The 2,550-nt window shown below is 68.8% G+C and carries 2 protein-coding genes; one reads left to right on the top strand and one right to left on the bottom strand.

Annotated features, from left to right (window positions below; all coding sequences use genetic code 11):
- The first annotated feature begins 21 nt into the window (after nucleotides 1-21).
- Nucleotides 22-726: an aminodeoxychorismate/anthranilate synthase component II gene (locus WA944_RS10215; RefSeq protein ID WP_526610867.1), complete on the top strand. Its 705-nt coding sequence runs from the start codon at nucleotides 22-24 to the stop codon at nucleotides 724-726.
- Here the strand turns inward: WA944_RS10215 and pknB are convergent.
- Nucleotides 704-2,550 (bottom strand): Stk1 family PASTA domain-containing Ser/Thr kinase (pknB, locus tag WA944_RS10210; RefSeq protein ID WP_526646865.1); only part of this gene is annotated, 1,847 nt, incomplete at its 5' end. The two genes, WA944_RS10215 and pknB, sit on opposite strands and share 23 nt — an antisense overlap.

Below are 2,550 nucleotides of genomic sequence, written 5' to 3'. Positions count from 1 at the left end.
CCCTGGCGGTAGCCTGTTGCCATGCAGGTCTTGGTCGTCGACAACTACGACAGCTTCGTGTTCAACCTGGTCCAGTACCTGGGCCAGCTCGGCGTGGACGCAAAGGTGTGGCGTAACGACGACGAGCGCCTGGCCACCGACGCCGACATCGTCCGCGCGGCCGGGGAGTTCGACGGTGTGCTCCTCAGCCCCGGTCCCGGCATCCCCGAGCGTGCCGGTGCGTCCATCCCCCTGGTCGACGCCTGCGCCGCTGCGCGCACTCCCCTACTGGGCGTGTGCCTGGGGCATCAGGCCATCGGTGTGGCGTTCGGCGGCACCGTCGACCGAGCGCCGGAACTGCTGCACGGCAAGACCAGCACCGTGCACCACGCGAATGTCGGTGTGCTCAGAGGTCTTCCGGATCCATTCATCGCGACGCGCTATCACTCGCTGACGATCCTGCCCGAGACGATTCCCGATGAACTCGAGGTGATCGCCCGGACTTCCCAGGGCGAGCGGAGCGACGGGGGAGATCCCGGCGGCGTGATCATGGGTGTGCGCCATGTGGACCTGCCGATCCACGGCGTGCAGTTCCATCCGGAATCGATCCTGACCCAGGGCGGGCATCGGATGCTGGCCAACTGGCTGGCCTACTGCGGTGCGGCTCCCGCCGAGGAACTGGTCCGCCGCCTCGAAGACGAGGTCGCCGGTGCCGTGCAGGCAGCTACGACGCGAAGTTCAGCGTGATCCTGGCGCCGTAGTTCACGTCCGAACCCGCCGCCGGGCTCTGGGTCACCACCGCGTTCGTGCGCTGGCCGCTGTTCTGCACGTCGCCGCCCTTGTCCAGCACCCCGGTCCAGCCGAGCGCGCGTAGTCTCGGCTCGGCGTCGGTCCAGAACATCCCGGTCAGGTCGGGCATCACGAACTGGTTGCCGCGGGACACCTGGATCTGGATCACCGTGTCCTCGGGAACGGTCTGGGCGGCTGCGGGGTCGGTGCCCAGCACTCGTCCTGCCGGGCTGGTGCTGTCGACCTCGACGGCCACCGTGTTGGAGAAGCCGGATGCCGCCAGGACCTGCTGGCAGACCGGGGTGGTCTGGCCGACGCAGTCGGGCACTTCGGCCGTCGCCGGACCCGAGCCCACCACGATGGTGATCTCGTTGGTAATCGCCGAGGTCTGGTTGGCGGGCGGCACGGTGGACAGCACCCGGTCTCGCTGCTCAGGGGTCGACGCCGACGCGGTGCGCCGGAAGCGTTCGAAGCCCGCGTCGGTGAGCTCGCTGACCGCGTCGCCGTAGCTCAGCCCGGACACGTCGGGCACTTCGCGCTGCTCGGGGCCGGTGGAGACGTTGAGGGTGATCTCCTCGCCCGCTTCGACCGACGAGTTCGCGCCCGGGTCGGTGCTGATCACGTGGTCCGGTGGCACCTCGGAATCCGGGTTGCGTTGCAGGGTGGTCCTGAACCCGAGGTTCTGCAACGCGGCGATCGCATCGTCGGAGACCTGCCCGCCGACGTCGGGGACCTGGATGGAGCGGGTCTCACCGCCGAACGAGTTGATGGCGATCGTGACGACCACGGTGAGCACCGCCAGGATCGCCACGGCCGCCAGCCAGCGTCCGACCGAGCCGCGGCGCGCCCGTTCCTCGTAGCGGGGCTGGTGGCGACCCACCGAGTCGAGTTGCTCGGTGCGGTCGTGAGACGAATCCGCGGACAGCAGCGACGTCCGTTCGGCGTCGGTGTAGATCTTGGGCGCGTCGGGCGTCTCACCGCTGTGCACCTTGACGAGGTCGGTGCGCATCTCGGCAGCGGTCTGATACCGGTTGTCGGGGTTCTTGGCCAGCGCCTTGAGCACCACCGCGTCCAGTTCGGGGGAGATGCCGCTGTGTCGCTCCGACGGCGGGACGGGGTCCTCCCGGACGTGCTGGTAGGCCACGGCGACGGGGGAGTCGCCGACGAAGGGTGGCTCGCCGGTGAGCATCTCGTAGAGCACACAGCCCAGCGAGTACACATCGGAGCGGGCGTCGACCTTCACGCCGCGGGCCTGCTCGGGGGACAGGTACTGGGCGGTTCCGATGACCGCCGCGGTCTGGGTGACGGGGTTGCCGGCATCGGCGAGCGCGCGGGCGATACCGAAGTCCATGACCTTCACCGCGCCGGTTTTGCTGATCATGATGTTGGCCGGTTTGACGTCGCGGTGGATGATGCCGTGCTGATGGCTGAAGTTCAGCGCCTGGCAGGCGTCGGCGATCACCTCGATGGCGCGCTGGGGCGGCATCGGCCCCTCGCTGTGCACGATGTCGCGCAGCGTCACACCGTCGACGTACTCCATGACGATGTAGGGCAGCGGCCCGCTCGGCGTCTCGGCCTCGCCGGTGTCGTAAACCGCGACGATCGCGGGGTGGTTGAGCGCGGCCGCGTTCTGCGCTTCTCGGCGGAACCGCAGATAGAAGCTCGGGTCCCGGGCCAGGTCGGCGCGCAGCACCTTGATCGCGACGTCACGGTGCAGCCGTAGGTCGCGTGCCATGTGGACTTCGGACATGCCGCCGAAACCCAGGATCTCGCCGACTTCGT

Source organism: Mycobacterium sp. (assembly GCF_049683355.1).
Classification (GTDB): Bacteria; Actinomycetota; Actinomycetes; order Mycobacteriales; family Mycobacteriaceae; genus Mycobacterium.
The sequence above is the reverse complement of the archived record's forward strand: the minus strand, read 5'-3'. Positions and strand labels throughout refer to the sequence as shown.